The following is a 16562-nucleotide window of genomic DNA, read 5'->3' on the forward strand; positions in this document are numbered from 1 at the left end:
GAGCACAGGCTCATCGTCGGATAGGACAACGGCCCAGCTCAAGTGATGAGGGAAGCTTTATTGAATATGTGACCTTCACAGATCCCACAAAACTGTTTCGATGAGACATTTCGATTTACGCATGCAAAATCCGTGTTCAGGATCTTCGAATGCTCGGACACGCGGCTCGCGACTCGAATCCGGCCCGGGTCACCGACGTGTCACCGAAGTCGCCAGGGATTCGGCGATCTGCGCCACATTGAGCGCTCCGCCCTTTCGCAGATTGTCGCCGCAGAGGAAGAGCTCCAGGGCCTGGGGGTCGTCGAGGGAGCGCCGTACCCGGCCGACCCAGGTGGGGTCGGTGCCCACCACGTCCGACGGAGTGGGGAAGTCGCCCGCGGCGGGGTTGTCGAACAGGACGACGCCGGGGGCGGTGGCGAGGATCTCGTGGGCCCGGGCGACGGTGACCTCGTTCTCGAAGCACAGGTGTACGGACATCGAGTGCGTGGTGACGACGGGGACGTACACGCAGGTGATGGCGGTGCGCAGGTGCGGAAGGCCGAGGATCTTGCGGCACTCGTCGCGGATGGAGCGTTCCGCGGAGGACCAGCCGTCGCCCGCGGCCGTACCGGCCCAGGGGACGACGTTCAGCGCGACGGGGGCGGGGAACGGGCTGGTGGCCCGGTCGCCGAGTGCGCGGCGTACGTCTCCGGGGCGGGTGCCCAGCTCCCTGCCGGCGGGGTGGGCGCCGGCGACGACGCCGAGCTCCTCGCGCAGGGCCGCGACACCTTCGCGGCCCTGGCCGCTCACGGCCTGGTAGGTGGAGACGGTGAGTTCGCGGAGGCCGAATTCGGCGTGCAGCGCGCCGACCGGGACGATGAGGGAGAGCGTGGTGCAGTCCGGCGAGGCGACCAGGGAGCGCGGCCGGTTGCGGGCGGCGTGCGGGTTGACCTCGGGAACGACCAAGGGCACGTCGTCGTCGAGGCGGAAGACGCTGGAGCTGTCGACGACCACGGCGCCACGGGCGGCGGCGACGGGCGCCCAGAGCGCGGCGACCTTGTCGGGCACCAGGAAGACGGCGACGTCGACGCCGTCGAAGACGTCCTCGCCGATCGGGAGGACTTCCCTCTCCTCGCCGCGTACGACCAGCTTGCGGCCGGCCGAACGCGGGGAGGCGATGAGCTTCACCTCGCCCCAGACGTCCGCGTGCTGCGAGAGGATCTGGAGCATGACGCCGCCGCTCGCTCCGGTCGCACCGACGACCGCGAGCGAGGGGCGGCGTGAGGTCATCGGCCGGTGCCTCCGTAGACGACGGCCTCGTCGGAGTCGCTGTCGAGACCGAAGGCGGTGTGCACGGCGCGCACGGCCTCGTTGACGTCGTCGGCCCGGGTGACGACCGAGATGCGGATCTCGGAGGTCGAGATCAGCTCGATGTTCACCCCGGCGTCGGAGAGCGCCTCGAAGAACCCGGCGGTGACGCCCGGGTTGGTCTTCATGCCGGCGCCGACCAGGGAGATCTTGGCGATCTGGTCGTCGTAGCGCAGCGAGTCGAAGCCGATGGTGCCCTTGGCCCGCTCCAGGGCGTCGATGGCCTTGCGGCCCTCGGCCTTGGGCAGGGTGAAGGAGATGTCCGTCAGCCCCGTGGCGGCGGCGGAGACGTTCTGCACCACCATGTCGATGTTGACTTCCGCGTTGGCGATGGTGCGGAAGATCGCGGCGGCCTCGCCCGGCTTGTCGGGGACGCCGACGACGGTGATCTTGGCCTCGGAGACGTCATGGGCGACTCCGGAGATGATCGCGTGCTCCACCTGCTGGTCCCCTTGCGGCTCGTTGCTGACCCAGGTGCCGCGCAGTCCGGAGAAGGACGAGCGGACATGGATCGGGATGTTGTATCGGCGTGCGTACTCGACGCAGCGGTGCAGCAGCACCTTGGAGCCGGACGCGGCCAGCTCCAGCATGTCCTCGGAGGAGATCCACTCGATCTTCCGGGCCTTCTTGACGACCCGGGGATCGGCGGTGAAGACGCCGTCCACGTCGGTGTAGATCTCGCAGACCTCGGCTTCGAGTGCCGCGGCGAGTGCCACGGCGGTGGTGTCGGACCCACCGCGGCCGAGGGTGGTGATGTTCTTGCCCTCCTGGCTCACTCCCTGGAACCCGGCGACGATGGCGATGTTGCCTTCGTCGATCGAGGTCCGGATGCGGCCGGGCGTGACATCGATGATGCGCGCTTTGTTGTGGACGGAGTCGGTGATGACACCGGCCTGGCTGCCCGTGAACGACTGGGCTTCGTGACCCAGGTTCTTGATCGCCATCGCCAGCAGGGCCATGGAGATCCGCTCGCCGGCGGTCAGGAGCATGTCGAACTCGCGCCCCGCAGGCATCGGTGACACCTGCTCGGCGAGATCGATCAGCTCGTCCGTCGTGTCGCCCATCGCGGACACCACGACAACCACTTGGTTGCCGCTTCTCTTGGCGTCGACGACTCGCTTGGCGACGCGCTTGATGCCCTCGGCATCGGCTACGGATGAGCCTCCGTACTTCTGCACGACCAGGCCCACGTGCGCTCCTCGCTCATTCCATTACTGCGGTCGGCTCAGTTTAACGAGCAGCCCGGAATCTCCTCGTCCTTACCAGATGGTGAGATGTCCTGCCCACCACATGGTCCGGCGTGTCGTCCCGGGCCGCTCGTAGGGGGTCTATGCCCCTCCCACCAGCCGTCACGCGCGTCTGTGTTCCAGAGCACACGGTTCGCGCCGCCTCCGCAAGCCGGGCCGGGCAGCGGCCGCGCTCGGGCGCCTCCCGGGAGCCGGGGTTGCCCACCTCACGGTCGGAGAGCGCGCCGCCTCAGGGTCGTCACGTAGAGCGCGACCCGGTCACTCGCGGTGTCCAGGACGACTGTCACGTGGTGCGTGCCGCAGGGGTGACCTCGGCGCCACCTCGGCGCGCACGGTGGTCACCTCGGCGCCGGGAGTGCCGGCGTGGGAGACGCTCGGTTCGCTGTTCCAGGTGGCGGGGACGTAGCGGACCTGGAAGGCCGTCGTACCGTCGTCGTTCCCTGGGAGATGAGCACATGACGGGACCGATGCTCGCCACGTGGTCGAGCCCGACGACAGCGGCGAGGGTGTAGCCGCAGGCCGTGTCGACGGCCGGGGCGGCGGTGGCGGCGTAGTCGTCCACCCCGTCGAGGGCGAGATCGGCCTGGCCCCGGAGGGGTTCCTCGTCCGGGAAGCACTCCGGGTGGCGGCCGCACCCGTCGTCCGGCGACGGCAGCTCGAAGAGGTGATCGCCGCCCCCGCGAGCCGTCGTGAAGCTCCGCGTCCGGCACGCGTACTCCGCTCGTCGTTCTCCGGCATGTTCGCCGTCCCCCTGCCCGTTCACCCGTGATGATCACGCGCGGGGGGCGCCATCAGCGCCCGACGACACTCCGCCGAGCTTTTCCACAGGGCTGTGGACCAGGGAGTCGCCCGGTGGAAGTGAAAGTGGACAGCCGGTACGGCCGACGGGCGCGTGGCTCACCTCCGTCGCGGTACCGGCACCGTCCCCGGGCGGCCCGCCGCCGCGCGCAGTTCGGCGACGCGCGCGGCGACGTCCAGCCGCTGCCGGGGGCGTGCCAGGAAGGTGTCCGGGACATCTCCGGTGGCGCCGCCTGCCTCGTCGCGGTCGATGTCTGCACGGCACTCTGCGCAGACCCCGTCGAGCAGCGTGGTCGTGGTCTCGTCCTCGTCGCAGAAGAGGCACATCATCAGCGCCCCCGCGACCTCCTCGCGCCCGGTGTGCGGCGCGTTCGGCGCGATCGGACCGTTCGGTCCGGACTGCTGGGCGGGCGGCATCTTCTTCTCCAGTCGTTGACGCAGGAAGGCACCGGCGGAGTGCACCACCGGCGGGAGCCCCGAGGTGAGGACATGGGTGGTCCGGTCGCGCCCCAGGCCCCGGACCAGCCACTCACCGGCCAGGGGTTCCAGTTCGCCGCACTCGTCGGCGGAGAGCTGCAGCCGGGGGTCCCGGTCACCAAGTGCGGCGAGCAGGTCGTACGCCTCCGACCGGGGCGCCCTGGCACCGGGCTCCGGAACCGGCGCGGCGGCTTCGAGGGAGCGGGCGGCGGCGGAACCGGGCGGCGGCGCGTCCATCCGCCCCGCCATCAGGTCACCGATCGAGGCGACCACCGAAGCCACCTCCACGGGGGACACCTGGCTGCGGGCCACTGCACCGCCGGCCCCCGCCACACCGGGATCTGCCGTCAGCTGATCCGCCGTGAGCGCATCCGTTGAGGGCTGATCCGTTGAGGGCTGCGCGGCGGAAGGCTGCGCGGCGGAGCGCCGAACCGCTGCGAGCCGATCATCCGTCAGCCGATCGGCGGGAGGCTCCGCACCGGCCGGCCGAGCCTCGTGCCAGGGCGCCGCCCCCGGTACCCGCGCACTCGGCGCACCCGTATCCGTCGCTCCCGCCCCCACCGCTCCCCCGTCGGACCCCACCGGGCCCGACACCACCGCCGGAGCGGGCGGCTGGCCGGTCACGTCGATGCCGCGCACGAACCGTACGAACTGCGCCCACCAGGCGGCGTTCCGCGCCGTCCGGGAGAAGTACGTGCGGGTCACCCACTGCATGCTGCCGCTGGAACCCGTCAAGTGGACCTTGATGCGGCGGAGATGGCCCTCGCGGGTCAGCCGGTCGAGGGCGCTGCGGCAGGCCTGCTGACCGTAGTCGGGGAGCTCTTCGGCGAGGGTCTTGTAGCCGATCGCGGCGCCTTCGGGCAGCCGGTCGATGTACGCCCCGATGGCCGCCTCCCGCGCGGCCAGGTGCCGGAAGTCGCGGGCATGCGGCGGAGCTTGGTCGGGTGCGTGGCGCTTGCCGTACCCGGCTTTCGCCATGGGGTGGGCGGGCGCGCGCAGGGCGGCACTAATGTGGGCGCTAGCCATGGTGGATCGACCTTTTCTCGATCTAGCCTCGGTCAGGCCCCGGTTGGTGTTGTCGCACCGCCGGGGTCGTCCGTTTTCTGGGTGGTTTGAGGTTGCTCAACGCGAACCTAGAGCGCGACTACGCTTCGGCGCAAGCTGATCACGGAAAGTCATCCCTACCGCCTACGCGCTCGTCTCGCCCGCTCGCTGCGACGCTCGACGCGGCAGGGAAAAGGAGGGTGGGTGGGTGGGATTGAACCTGACCACCCATTCCTACAGAGAGGGCTCGGAGTTCGAAGCTCGGAGCCCGAGGCCCGGAACTCAGGGCTCGGCGCTCGGGGCTTGAGCTCCGGGCGGACCTGCGGAAAAAGCGCCGTACCGGGCCATCGATCAGCTGCCCGTGAAATCACTCGTCCGTGGAAGCAGCGGAGACGTCCGGGGACTGCGAGGACGGACGAGGATCGCGACCATCGGGCGACCGGACCCCGCCGCCTAGAAGGTCCGTCACGAACGCCGTGGGAGGGGGTGCGGACGGTCGTCCGGCCCCGCTACGGGGCCGGGAACGCGACCTCCACGGACACCGGTCGGTCCGGCGTGGTCCTCGTCGCCCGCCGTCCGCCGTCCCGTGACGGCCGTCCCCGCGGGGAGTTGCCACCGTCCGGCGCGACGGACCTCAGGCGGTGCGGGAACCCTGGCGCAACGCATCGGCCGCGATCCGCAGCGCCGCGCGCGCGACTTCGTCCAGGGTGCGGTCCGAACGTTCCGGCTTCCAGGCGTACTCCTCGGCGGCCACCCGCAGCGCGACATTGATCACGGCGGCCGCCACCCGGGGAGCCAGTGCGTCCGGCGACTCCTCCGAGCGCTCGGCGAGAGCTTCCGCGAGGACCGATTCGGCCTCCAGATGGGTCTGGAGCCATACCGACCGAAGCCCCGGTTCGGTGCGGGTCAGCCGTACCAGGCTGAGCACGTCCGCCGATCCGGCGGTGGGGCGCATGGCCTCGGGCCGCATGGTTTCCAGTACGTCGATGAGCGGCTCACGGCCGGAGCTGTGGCGGAGCGCTTCGGCGAGGGCGTCGACACCGACCGCGAGCAGCGGCTGGACGCACGCCTCCTTCGTCGGGAAGTACCGCCAGAGCGTGCGGGTCGAGACACCCGCCGCCGCCGCGATCTCGTCGGCGGAGGTCGCGGCGACCCCCTTCTCCGAGAACAGCCGTACGGCGACCTCCGCGATCTCCAGCCGAGTCGCCGCCTTGCGGCGCTCGGTCAGTGGCGGACGGCCGGAGCGGGCGGGCCGCACGGCGGAGGTCGGAGCGTCTCCCATGGCGCCCAGCCTAACGATCTCCGCAGCGTGACAGAGCACGACGTACGAGCACGCAGCGACTTGTCGACTCCCAGTGCCTTACGAGCACTTAATGACTTTCTGGCACTACACGCCAAAAAAACGTACAGTCCGGGGCGGAACGTCGAAGCAAGGAGCACCACCATGACCACCCCCAGCACATTCCAGGACCGCAGCGTCGTCGTCACCGGTGCCGGATCGGGCATCGGCAGGGCCACCGCTCTCCAGTTCGCCGCACAGGGCGCGAAGGTGCTCGTCGCCGACCTGGACAGGGAGCGGGCCGAGCAGACCGTCGCCGACATCGCGGCGGACGGCGGCACGGCCGTCGCGGTGGTGGGTGACCTCAGCGAGCAGAGCGTGGTGGACGAGGTCGTCTCCACGGCCGTGGAGACCCTCGGCGGCCTGGACGTACTCGTCAACAACGCCGGGATCATGGACTCGATGTCGGCTGCGGCGGACGTCTCGGACAGCGAGTGGGAGCGGGTCATCCGCATCAACCTCACCGCGCCGTTCCTGCTGACCCGGGCCGCGATCCCGCACATGCTCGCGGCCGGGAAGGGCGCCATCGTGAACACCGCGTCGGAAGCGAGCCTGCGCGGCTCGGCGGCGGGAGCCGCGTACACCGCGTCGAAACACGGCATCGCGGGCCTCACCAAGTCGACCGCCGTCATGTACCGGGGCCAGGGCATCCGCACCAACGCCATCGCTCCCGGAGGCACCGCCACCAACATCCAGGTGCACGCGGACCGCGACGCACTCGGTCCGGGCGTCCTCGGCGCCTACATGGGCAACGTCGGCAAGCCGGCGAGCGCCGAGGAGCAGGCCGCGGCGATCGTCTTCCTCGCCTCGGACGCCGCGAGCAACATCAACGGCGTGATCCTCGCCGTGGACAATGGCTGGTCGGCGGTCTGACCCGCGGCCCCGTCCGGTAACTCTCCCCGCGCCGTCCCGCGCACCCACCTTCGTCCCCCGGGCCGCCTCACGGCCCGGGAACGACGGTGGTCGCCTCACTGCCCGGGAGCAACGGGCGTCCGCCCACCGCCCGGGAGCATCGGGCGTCCCTCCGCACCGCCCGGGAGCAACGGGCCTCCACCTCCGGCTACTTCACCGGGCGGAGCCCCAGCGGACCCGCGATCTCCTCGACCATCACCAGGCCCGCCGCCTCGGCGAGGTCGTCGTCACCCGGGTCCTGGTCGATGTCCAGCCCGTCCAGCTCCGCCAGCGGCTGGTTGAGACGGATGTGCGCGATCAGCGACTGGAGGGCCCGCAGGGTCGCGGAGGCCGTCGAGCCCCAGTTGGAGAAGTACGAGAACTGCCACCACCACAGCGCCTCGGCGGTCCGGTCCGCCTCGTAGTGGGCGAGGCCGTGGCCCAGGTCGGTGACGAGGTCGGCCAGGTCGTCGGAGATGCGGTGGGGCACGGGTGCCTTGCGGGGCTCGTACGGGTCGAAGACCTCGGAGTAGACGTCGATGGGCTCCAGCAGAGCCGCGAAACGCTCCCGCAGGCCGTCCGCGTCCGGTTCGGCGCCCAGGTCCGGCTCGTACCGCTCGTCGGGCAGTACGTCCTCGTGCGCACCGAGCCGGCCGCCCGCGAGCAGCAGCTGCGAGACCTGGAGGAGGAGCACCGGTACGGCTTCCTCCGGCTCCTCGACCTTGGACACCTCGGTGACCGCGACGATGAACGTCTTGATCTGGTCCGCGATCTGGACGGCGAAGTCGTCGGGGTCCTGCATGACGGAGTTCAGCGTGGCGTCAGACATCGAGGGAACCTCCCGTGGGCACCTGAGAGAGCGGCGGTGGCTGGAACCTCTGCAACGTACCCGCGTCAGACATCGAGAAGCCGCCTCCCCTCGAACGCGCGGCCCAGGGTCACTTCGTCCGCGTACTCCAGGTCCCCGCCCACGGGCAGACCACTGGCGAGACGGGTGACGCGGAGCCCCATCGGCTTGACCATCCGCGCCAGATACGTCGCGGTGGCCTCGCCCTCGAGGTTCGGGTCGGTCGCCAGGATCAGCTCGGTGATGGAGCCGTCGGCGAGCCGGGCGAGCAGCTCACGGATGCGCAGATCGTCGGGGCCGACACCCTCGATGGGACTGATCGCACCGCCCAGCACGTGGTAGCGGCCCCGGAACTCGCGGGTCCGCTCGATCGCGACGACGTCCTTCGGCTCCTCGACCACGCAGATGACCGACAGGTCACGACGGGTGTCCCGGCAGATGTTGCACTGCTCCTGCTGCGCGACGTTGCCGCAGATCGAGCAGAAGCGGACCTTGTCCTTGACCTCCAGGAGGGCATGGGCGAGGCGCCGGACATCGGTCGGCTCCGCCTGCAGAACGTGGAAGGCGATCCGCTGCGCGCTCTTGGGACCGACGCCCGGGAGCCTGCCCAGTTCGTCGATGAGGTCCTGAACAACGCCTTCGTACAACGGAACGCCTTTCCTTCAATTCCTGCTCGTACCGTAGTGGGTACGCGTCAGTACCAATAGGGGGGTCGGACGGGCCGCTCGCCGGAGACGGCAGGGGGTCGTGGCGGGCCCGGACGACGGCTCGACGCCAGGCCCTCAGAAGGGGAGGCCGGGCATGTCGCCCAGTCCCTGGGCGAGCGGGCCGAGCTTCTGCTGCTGGAGGACGGCCGCGTTCTCGTTGGCCGCGTGGACGGCGGCGACCACGAGGTCGGCCAGGGTCTCCGTGTCCTCGGGATCGACCGCCTTGGGGTCGATGACGAGAGCGCGAAGCTCGCCGGAGCCGCTCACGGTGGCCTTCACCAGGCCGCCACCCGCCTGCCCCTCCACCTCGGTCCGCGCCAGCTCGTCCTGAGCCTCCGCGAGATCCTGCTGCATCTTCTGGGCCTGCTGCAGCAACTGCTGCATATTGGGCTGACCACCACCGGGAATCATGGTCGCTCCTGGGCTTTCCGTCGACGGATGTTTGGTTAAAACGAGCGTACGTGCTCGTCCTCTGCCCCGCTTCACCCGTAGGAAGCAACTCTTTCGAGTGAGATTCGCCGCCGCCGGAAAACGCCCTATACCTGACCAGAGCCCGACAGCACGCTGCATTACCGCGATTTCGCGCCCAGGGCCCACCATTCGGCGGTAGGAAGAGCATGCGTACCGCCACACTCACCCGCACCGCCGGTCACGCAGGGTCCGTGCAGCCGACCGGCAGAGTTGGCGCAGCGAGTCAGTCGGCGGAGTCGGTGAACGTCAGTGGAGTTACCCGAGTCAGACCCTCCGTAGTTCCACGCAGAGTGCAGAGGAGTGCGCCGGTGAGCCAGCCGGAGACGCCGCCCGAGGGGCCGCCCCGCAAGGAATCCGCTGCGGGGTCATCCGGTGACACCACCGGAATCACGCATTCCGCTACTGCCCCGGGACCAGGAGCGCCGGAGTCGGGGGGGCCGGGGCGCGATCTCCCCGCGCGAGCCTTCCCGCTCGGCGACTGGGGCGAGCCCGCCGAACGCCTGGACGAGTTGTACCAGTGGGTGGAGACGGGCGCGCTGGAGACGGTGGCCTGGTACCTCAAGGACCGCACCTGGAAGCGGCGCGGCGCCCGCGGACTGCGGGTGGCCACCTCCGTCGGGGTCGTCGCGGGCGCGGGGCTGCCGCTGCTCGACCTGACGGGCGCTCTGCACGACGCGGCGGGGTACGGCTACTTCTCGCTGCTGCTCGGCGCGGCCTCCATGGCCTGCGACCGGTACTTCGGCCTGACCTCAGGCTGGATAAGGGATCTGGCCACCGCGCAGGCCGTGCAGCGCAGGCTCCAGGTGTTGCAGTTCGACTGGGCCTCGGAGTCCGTACGAGAGGTGCTGGGCCCGACCGAGGGGACCGCGAGCGAGGCCGCCGAGCGCTGCCTCGGGGTGCTGCGGCGCTTCTCCGAGGACATCACGGAGCTCGTACGGTCCGAGACGGCGGACTGGATGGTGGAGTTCCGCGCCGGGCCCGCACCCATGGGGATGCAGTCACTGGCGACGGGCACCGGCATCGGCCGGGGCGAGCACCCCGGGCCACCCGGACGCTTCTCGATGCCCTCGGTGGCCCGGCCGAACATGCCCCGGCAACGACCGCCCGAGCCGCCCCGGTGAGGAGTGGCCTCACCGGGACGACGTCCGCGCGGTGCGCCGTCAGCTGAAGATGATCATCGAGCCCTGCGCGAGACTGCGGGTCACCGCCGCGTGCAGGCCCAGCCAGACGTGCCGCTCCCGGGCGAAGGGACTCGCGTCGTACGCGATCGGGTCGGCCGGCTCCTCCAGTTCGGTGGGCCGGGTGGGCGGCGCGGGGGCCGCCGGCGGGTTCCCGGGGTCGATGCCGAGAGACGGTGCGACGAACTCCAGTTCGCGCAGCAGGCCGTGCGAGGATCCGAGCGGACCGCCTCCCTCCAGCAGTGCGTCGTTGGAGAGGGGCACCGGGAAGTCCACCGGGACGTACGCGCCGGCGTGGTCGAAGTGCCAGACCAGGTGGGACTGCTGCGCGCTCTGCTCGAACATCTCCAGCAACTGCTCGTAGTCCCCGCCGAGTCCGTCGACGGGCGTGACCGCCAACCCGCTGAGCTGGAGCAGGTAGGCCCGGCGCAGGAAGTGCAGCGCCTCGTAGTCGAAGCCGGCGACCGGGGCCACGTCCCCGGTGAGGCCCGGCATGTACGCGTACACGGGGACGGGCGGCAGTCCGGCCTCGCCCAGCGCGTTGTCGTAGACGGCGATCTCTTCGGCGAAGGGGTTGTCGGGGCTGTGGCACAGCACATCGACGAGGGGGACGAGCCACAGGTCACAGGCCACGAAGTCTCGCTCTCACACGGTTGGGCGCTCGTCGGGACAGCGTAATGCGGCAGGTGGGCCGCGCACAGGGTCTCGACGGCCACGGAACCGGGACGAATCCGGATACGGGAGGAGCCCGGCACCTCACGGGTCGCAGACGGCCCGGGGGACGACCCGGGCCCCGGGCGTACCGCGAGGTGGGGCGGCAGAGGGTGGGCGGGGCGAGCGGTGCGGACTGCCGCGCCGGGGTGAGCGGCGAAGGGGCGCGCCTGCCGGGGTGAGCGGCGGCGGGCCGGAGTCGAGCGGCAGGGGCCGAGCGGGGCGCTTCGGCGGCCGGTGCCTCTCAGTCCCTGCTCACTGGCGCGTCCGCCGGCGGGGTGCGCTCCGCGGCCAGCAGCTGTTCCGCCCATTCCACTTCCCGGGCGTAGTACGCGCGCAGCATCGCGAGCACCGCCGCCCGGTCCTCTGAGGTGACGGCGTCGGCGAGCGCCTCGTGGTCGAGCCAGAGCAGTCGGTCCCGCTCGGCGCTGGTGGGGTGGGTACGGAGCCGGTGCAGCAGGAAGACCCAGCCCTGAACCCGGAGGGTGGCGAGGAACTCGCTGATGTGGGGGTTGCCGACGAACGCGCTCAGCTCCCGCCAGAAGCGCAGGTCGTAACCGATGAGTACGTCCAGCTCACCGCCCTTCGCGGCGCGGGACGCCTCGGAGGCGCGGCGCCGGACCGACGCCATCGCCTCGCCCCTGACCGCGGGCGGCCGGCAGCCGCTGAAGACGCCCTCCACGATGACGGATCGCGCCTGCACGATGGAGCGGTAGTCCCCGGCGCTGAACACGCGGACCTGGAATCCGCGGTGTTCGTCGGAGACCAGGAGGCCCTGGGAGGTCAGGTCGAAGAGCGCCTCGCGGACGGGCGTCGCGGAGACCCCGTACTGCTCGGCGATCTGCTTGACGGTGAATTCCTTGCCCGACGGCAGACGTCCCGCGAGGACTTCGTCACGCAGGGCGCCGGAGATTTGGCGCCGCAGCGTGTTGCGGGTCACACCTCCGCTCGGGCTCATCCCGTTCCCTCCCCATTTTTCTGTTCGGGACACCATAAGGCAGTCCCACCCTGCCCGGATCCGGGCAGGGTGGGACGAGAAGGCGATACGCGGACAGAGGTGAGAGGAGGTTGCTTTCTGCGGGAAATCTTCCCGCACGAAGGGCATATGTCGGAAATTTATCTCGCCGAAGGCCGGTACTGCGCCAGGCGTCGATCCCGTGGCCTCAGTCACTCACCGCTCGGGGCGGACGGCCCGAGGCGGCAGGGCGGCCCGAGCAGGGCGGTCCGAGCAGGCCGGTCCGAGCAGGCCGGTCCCGGGGCGGAGCCCGAAGTCCCGGGCCCGTACGCCCACGGCGACGGCCCACCCCGCAGGCGTACGGGACACGGCCGCCCGCGAAGACCGGGGAAGCACGACTTCCTCACGCCCCGGAGGGCGCCGAACCGCACGCGGACGTGGACATGTACGCGGACGTGGACGCAGACAGGCAGGTGGACGTGGACATGTACGCGGACGTGCCAGGGCTTTCGCCTGCACCCCGACGGTCCCCGGAAGCCGCTGGCAGGGCACTGACCGGGTGGGCCGGTGGGCACCTCACCCGATCGTGGGAGAGGTGCCCGGCGGCATCAACCTTTCGGACCGGGCGGCGCTCTGTGAAGGGGTGACGGACCAAGGACGTCGGCCTCCCTCCCAAAGAGAGCCGTCGCGGAAGAAGGGCATCACCATGGAGAGTTCACGCACAGCGACGCGTACGCCGACACATGCGTCGATGCGCGCAGCGGCTCGCCCATCGGCGCACACCGTGGCGCCCACCTCGACGGCGACGCGTCGCGGAGCCTTCCCGCCGCCGACGACCGCCCGGAGGACCCCGGGCAGGTCTACCGCCCGGCTCGCCAGGTGGATGCCGTGTGCCGGAGAGGACACGGCATCCACCTGCGGCCTGCGCGTCGCGGCAGGTTCCGGGTCAGGCGTGGTCGCGCGGGATCCGCTCGTTCCAGGTGCGCGAGAAAGTCCGGCGGCCGTCCTCGTAGCCGTCGAGCGTCGCGTCGACCAGGAAGTCGTCCCCGTCCGAGGTCAGGACGGTGCTCGTCTCGATCCGCACGTCCCAGCCCTCCCGCCGGAAGCGCATCGTCCAGGCGGTTCGCCCGCTGGGCGAGGTGAAGTCGTCCGCAGTGGACGTGTACCTCTCACATGCCCGCAGTCCGACCTCGATGCCGTTCTCCTCGTAGCGCTGGAGTCCCTGGTCCTTCACGATGTCCAGCGCCGAGCGGTAGTCGACCAGACTCCGGGTGACCGTCCACTGCTGCTCGGGCTCCGTGAGCCGGGTGACCGCAGGTGGGGCGCACCCCTCCGGCTCACCGAACGGCGAACCGGACACCTCGTCCGGCTCGTCGAGGGGTCGGACCGGAAGCACCAGCGCACTTCCTTCCTCGTGCACGGAGAGCATGCTCGGACGCGGAGCCGGCCAGACCAGCGGCCAGTACGACGTGGAGAGGGAGAGCCGCACACGGTGTCCTGCGGGAAAGGACTGGGCGACACCGTTGAGCGGGACGCGCACCCGGTAGCGACGTCCGGGCTCCAAGGGCTCGGGGCTGTCGTCCGAGTCGCGGTGGGTCAGGTTCAGCACGCCGTACGTCACGCGCGTGGCCCGTCCGTCGGGCGCCACGTCGGACAGCCTGACGGCGATCTGCGCGACCGGCTCCGACGACTCCACCTCAAGCTCCACCCGGGGCGAACCGAGGATCTCCGTCGTCCGCGCCAGCGGGTCCGAGGTGAAGACGAGCGAGCCCCCGTCCTCCTCGCGCTGGTCGTAGGGAAGGTCGGGCGGGGCGTTGTACGAGGCCCACTTGCCGGCGAACTGTCCCACGGAGAGCGGGGACTGCACGGTGTGCACGCGGCCCTCCGCGGAGAGGCCCTTCGAAGGGTGGTTCTCCCCAGCGCGGCCCTCCGCGGGGCGGCTGCCCGATGGGCGAACCTCCGCGGGGCGGTCCTCCGCGGCACGTCCATCGGCGCGCACGCCGTCCGCCCCGCCACGCGCCTCGTCTCCGTGCACGGCGGCAGGGACGAGCGAGTTTCCCCGGAGCAGGTGGGTCTCCTCCCGGACGTGCGGGGAGGGCCAGCCCGGCTCGCCCACCCAGCGCCCCGGGCGCTCCTCGTAGGAGGTGGACGGTGGCACGCTCTCCTGCATCCAGGCCTGGAGCATCGGGCCGTCCATCACGCCGTTGTCCACGCCCTTGAGCCAGTGGTCCCACCAGCGCACCACCTCCTGGAGGTATCCGATGGCAGGCCCCGGCTCGCCGAGGTGCGGCAGCTTGTGCGACCAGGGACCGATCAGACCCTTGCGGGGCACGTCGACGTGGCGCAGCAGGCGGGTGACGGCGTTGGAGTAGCCGTCGGCCCAACCGCTGGACGCGAGTACCGGACAGCGCAGCGCGCTGTACTCCTCGCTGAGCGAGGCGTGCCGCCAGTAGCCGTCCCGGCGGGGGTGGCGGAGCCAGTCGAGGATCCATGGCTCGGCGGCGTCGAGCCGCTCGTGCCACATGTCCCGCCAGTGGTTGCCCACGATCCGTGGGTCGGGCGGGCAGGTGGCGTAGGCGAACATCGTGCCTGCCTCCGCCAGGTTGTCGGAGAGCATGGCGCCCCCGAGGTAGTGCATGTCGTCCGCGTAGCGGTCGTCGGTGAACGACGCGATGACGATCGCGCCCAGACTCGGGGGCCTGCGCGCGGCGACCTGCAGCGCCGCGAAGGCACCCCACGAGATGCCCATCATTCCGGTCGTACCGTCGCACCAGGGCTGCTCGGCGAGCCAGGCGAGGATCTCCTCGGCGTCCTGCTGCTCCTGCTCCAGGTACTCGTCGCGCAGGACGCCCCCGGATTCGCCCGTGCCCCGGATGTCGACGCGGACACACGCGTAGCCGTGGCCCGCGATGTAGGGGTGGTGGATGGCGTCGCGCGTCGACGTCAGGTCGTTCTTCCGGTAGGGGATGTACTCCAGGATCGCCGGCACCGGCTCCTGGTCCGAGGAGACCGGACGCCAGATCCGGGCCGACAGCTGTACGCCGTCCCTCATCGGGATGGTGACATGGCGCTCTTCCCGGGTGGCGAGGGGAAGTTGGTCCACATAGCGCATGGGGAGGGGTTCTCCTTTCTGCTGGAGACCGAGGACGGAGGAAACCGAGGGTGGTGCCGCAATTCCTTGCGCAGCCGCCAGGAATCGCGGGACGACCCTCAGTCGCTCTTCAGGCCCCGGCCACCCGGTGCGGTCTCGTCGAAGCTGAGGCCGAGGGCGGCCACACAGCGGTCGAACTTGCTCCGCAGCTCGTCCTCGTCGTCGCCTCCGGTGAAGATGTGGGCGACCTCGTAGCTGTAACTGTCCTGCTGGGGGACGGAGGAGAGCCGCTGCCCTTCCTCGGGCACGACGTCGATGCGTACGCCCGGGATCTCGCGCTCGATCCGGGCGATCTCCTCGGGTGTCGGGACCTGGTGCACCCGGCCCTCGCCGAACCACCGGTAGTACCACTTGGCGGCGACCCGGTATGGGCCCTGGCCTGCCGGAAGGGCCGGATCGCGGCCGAGGGCGAGGCTGATCATCCGATGGTGGTTGGGCGCCCCGTCGACGAAGTCGAAGAGCTCGGCGTGGGACTGGGAGTGCCTCGGATTGATTTCCAGCAGGCTGACGGTTCCGGTTTTCGGATCGTAGAAGTACTCGATGCTGAAGGTCGCTTCCTCCATGCCGATCTGCTTCATGGTCCGCCGGCTGACGTCGTGCAACTGGGCGATCACCGGCGCCGGCAGGGTGCTGGGGTACTGGTGCCGCAGGAAGGACGACGAATCAGGGTAGTTGATCGAGTCGAGTACGCCGTAGACGGTGACCTCACCGTCGTGCACGTATCCCTCGACGGCCACCTGGAGTCCTGTCATCGCTTCCTCGGCGAGACAGACCTGGCCTCCCACCCCCCGCATCTCCGGGGGGAGTTCGAGGAGGCCCAGGACGTGATCGAAGGGACGGCCCACCCTGCTGATCCCCTCCCGGATCGACGCGACCGCCTCCCGGAACTCGTCCATGTCCGCTACTCCGTAAGCGAGTTCCGAAGAATAGGAGAGGGCGGGCTTGAGCCACATCGGGAAATCAACTCCCGGGGGCGGCTTCGGGTCATCGCTTTCGAGATCAACCCGTCCGAAACGGGGATGCTCGTCGATGACCTTTTCTTGCTCCAGCCGGCTCCAGTACTTGTGCTCGCACTTCACCATGGATTCGAGGCTGGTGGTGAGCGTCCCGTACTCGGCACCGAGAAGGGGAACGAGGGTACTGACCGGGAAGTCCCAGTAGCCGACAATCGCGTCGATCTTTCCGTCGAACGCGTTCAGCACGGTTCGCGCCCGGTCCAGCAAATCGGGGACGGAAACCTCACCGCCCTGGAGTTCATCGATGGTGAGCAGCTGATGGAACCGATAACCGTCCGCGTCCGGGACGGCATGGAGCGTGGGGAGATTCGACTCGTCGAGGCCGATCACGAATATGTTCTTGCGCGATTCTTCGGTCACACTGATTTCCCTTCGTCGATGAA

14 protein-coding genes are annotated in these 16562 nt (G+C 70.2%); 3 read left to right on the plus strand and 11 right to left on the minus strand.

All coding sequences use genetic code 11. The features are described 5' to 3' along the window. Positions 1-189 precede the first annotated feature (189 nt). Both PZB77_RS13975 and PZB77_RS13980 read right to left on the minus strand, forming a co-directional pair. A complete protein-coding gene (locus PZB77_RS13975) occupies positions 190-1269 on the minus strand; it encodes an aspartate-semialdehyde dehydrogenase (RefSeq protein ID WP_275492922.1) in 1080 nt (359 codons plus the stop codon). Continuing rightward, on the minus strand, positions 1266-2537 hold the full coding sequence (locus tag PZB77_RS13980) for an aspartate kinase (protein ID WP_275492923.1): 1272 nt from the start codon (positions 2535-2537) through the stop codon (positions 1266-1268). Before PZB77_RS13980 ends, PZB77_RS13975 begins: the two co-directional genes overlap by 4 nt. A 535-nt stretch (positions 2538-3072) precedes the next feature. Here PZB77_RS13980 and PZB77_RS13985 point away from each other — a divergent pair. Beyond that, a complete protein-coding gene (locus tag PZB77_RS13985; protein WP_275492924.1) occupies positions 3073-3363 on the plus strand; it encodes a hypothetical protein in 291 nt (96 codons plus the stop codon). Positions 3364-3491: 128 nt separating this feature from the next. Here the strand turns inward: PZB77_RS13985 and PZB77_RS13990 are convergent, their stop codons facing one another. Together PZB77_RS13990 and PZB77_RS13995 are read right to left on the minus strand one after the other, a co-directional pair. After that, positions 3492-4895, minus strand: coding sequence for a hypothetical protein (locus PZB77_RS13990; protein ID WP_275492925.1), 1404 nt, complete (start codon positions 4893-4895; stop codon positions 3492-3494). Positions 4896-5547: 652 nt separating this feature from the next. Further along, positions 5548-6195: a TetR/AcrR family transcriptional regulator gene (locus PZB77_RS13995; protein ID WP_275492926.1), complete on the minus strand. Its 648-nt coding sequence runs from the start codon at positions 6193-6195 to the stop codon at positions 5548-5550. Positions 6196-6357: 162 nt separating this feature from the next. Between PZB77_RS13995 and PZB77_RS14000 the strand changes: the two genes are divergently transcribed. After that, entirely contained in the window at positions 6358-7125 is a 768-nt protein-coding gene (locus PZB77_RS14000; protein ID WP_275492927.1) for an SDR family NAD(P)-dependent oxidoreductase, read from the plus strand. A gap of 187 nt (positions 7126-7312) precedes the next feature. On the opposite strand, the gene PZB77_RS14005 is transcribed toward PZB77_RS14000, so the two are convergent. The 3 genes from PZB77_RS14005 to PZB77_RS14015 form a co-directional block, all read right to left on the minus strand. Then, a complete protein-coding gene (locus PZB77_RS14005) occupies positions 7313-7972 on the minus strand; it encodes a DUF5063 domain-containing protein (RefSeq protein WP_275492928.1) in 660 nt (219 codons plus the stop codon). Between the two features lie 65 nt (positions 7973-8037). Further along, positions 8038-8637, minus strand: coding sequence for a recombination mediator RecR (recR, locus tag PZB77_RS14010; protein WP_275492929.1), 600 nt, complete (start codon positions 8635-8637; stop codon positions 8038-8040). 135 nt (positions 8638-8772) lie between these two features. Further along, on the minus strand, positions 8773-9108 hold the full coding sequence (locus PZB77_RS14015; RefSeq protein WP_275492930.1) for a YbaB/EbfC family nucleoid-associated protein: 336 nt from the start codon (positions 9106-9108) through the stop codon (positions 8773-8775). 368 nt (positions 9109-9476) lie between these two features. Here PZB77_RS14015 and PZB77_RS14020 point away from each other — a divergent pair, with 368 nt between their 5' ends. After that, on the plus strand, positions 9477-10289 hold the full coding sequence (locus PZB77_RS14020; protein WP_275492931.1) for an SLATT domain-containing protein: 813 nt from the start codon (positions 9477-9479) through the stop codon (positions 10287-10289). A 39-nt stretch (positions 10290-10328) separates the two neighbouring features. Here PZB77_RS14020 and PZB77_RS14025 read toward each other — a convergent pair whose 3' ends face one another. The 4 genes from PZB77_RS14025 to PZB77_RS14040 all read right to left on the minus strand — a co-directional run bounded on the left by PZB77_RS14025 (position 10329) and on the right by PZB77_RS14040 (position 16539). Further along, complete coding sequence (locus PZB77_RS14025) at positions 10329-10979, minus strand: hypothetical protein (protein WP_275492932.1); 651 nt, start codon at positions 10977-10979, stop codon at positions 10329-10331. Positions 10980-11301: 322 nt separating this feature from the next. Continuing rightward, entirely contained in the window at positions 11302-12015 is a 714-nt protein-coding gene (locus tag PZB77_RS14030) for a GntR family transcriptional regulator (protein WP_275492933.1), read from the minus strand. Positions 12016-12958: 943 nt separating this feature from the next. After that, positions 12959-15124, minus strand: coding sequence for a CocE/NonD family hydrolase (locus PZB77_RS14035; RefSeq protein WP_275492934.1), 2166 nt, complete (start codon positions 15122-15124; stop codon positions 12959-12961). Positions 15125-15222: 98 nt separating this feature from the next. Further along, positions 15223-16539, minus strand: coding sequence for an ATP-grasp domain-containing protein (locus tag PZB77_RS14040; protein WP_275492935.1), 1317 nt, complete (start codon positions 16537-16539; stop codon positions 15223-15225). Positions 16540-16562 lie beyond the last annotated feature (23 nt).

Origin of the sequence: Streptomyces sp. AM 2-1-1, from assembly GCF_029167645.1 — a bacterium.
Taxonomy (GTDB): Bacteria; Actinomycetota; Actinomycetes; order Streptomycetales; family Streptomycetaceae; genus Streptomyces.

What these genes read in the sequence shown, in the direction of transcription:
- PZB77_RS13975 (WP_275492922.1), bottom strand. Translation starts at nt 1,269, where the DNA reads ATGACCTCACGCCGCCCCTCGCTCGCGGTCGTCGGTGCGACCGGAGCG.
- PZB77_RS13990 (WP_275492925.1), bottom strand. Translation starts at nt 4,895, where the DNA reads ATGGCTAGCGCCCACATTAGTGCCGCCCTGCGCGCGCCCGCCCACCCC.
- PZB77_RS13995 (WP_275492926.1), bottom strand. Translation starts at nt 6,195, where the DNA reads ATGGGAGACGCTCCGACCTCCGCCGTGCGGCCCGCCCGCTCCGGCCGT.
- PZB77_RS14000 (WP_275492927.1), top strand. Translation starts at nt 6,358, where the DNA reads ATGACCACCCCCAGCACATTCCAGGACCGCAGCGTCGTCGTCACCGGT.
- PZB77_RS14005 (WP_275492928.1), bottom strand. Translation starts at nt 7,972, where the DNA reads ATGTCTGACGCCACGCTGAACTCCGTCATGCAGGACCCCGACGACTTC.
- PZB77_RS14015 (WP_275492930.1), bottom strand. Translation starts at nt 9,108, where the DNA reads ATGATTCCCGGTGGTGGTCAGCCCAATATGCAGCAGTTGCTGCAGCAG.
- PZB77_RS14030 (WP_275492933.1), bottom strand. Translation starts at nt 12,015, where the DNA reads ATGAGCCCGAGCGGAGGTGTGACCCGCAACACGCTGCGGCGCCAAATC.
- PZB77_RS14035 (WP_275492934.1), bottom strand. Translation starts at nt 15,124, where the DNA reads ATGCGCTATGTGGACCAACTTCCCCTCGCCACCCGGGAAGAGCGCCAT.